Annotated in this window: 1 protein-coding gene; it reads right to left on the reverse strand. The window is 64.0% G+C overall.

The genetic code is table 11. From position 1 onward, the window contains the following. The coding region (locus SB658_RS25265) for a hypothetical protein (protein WP_410603175.1) at positions 1 to 240 on the reverse strand (240 nt) is incomplete at its 3' end. Positions 241 to 258 lie beyond the last annotated feature (18 nt).

Here is a 258-nt window from a genome sequence, read left to right on the forward strand (position 1 = left end):
CGAGGTCTCGTGGATGCGAGAGATCTCCTGTGCCACGCGGTACATGTCGCCGATCGAGGTTCTCGAGGACGTCCGGCGGCTGCAGGAGAGAAGCCGTGCGACGCGACCGATCGCAATCCCGCACCAGCCGCCCCTGCTCGCCAGGTAGGTGTCTTCCGCAATGGAGAGCGCAAAGGAGAGAAGCATGCGCGTGGTCTTCTGGAGCTGGGTCACGCTCATCGCGGCCGGGCTCGCCGTCATGATCGTTCTTCCTCTTGT

It is taken from the genome of Bacillus sp. SIMBA_008 (assembly GCF_046535495.1).
GTDB classification, from domain to species: Bacteria; Bacillota; Bacilli; order Bacillales; family Bacillaceae; genus Bacillus; species Bacillus subtilis.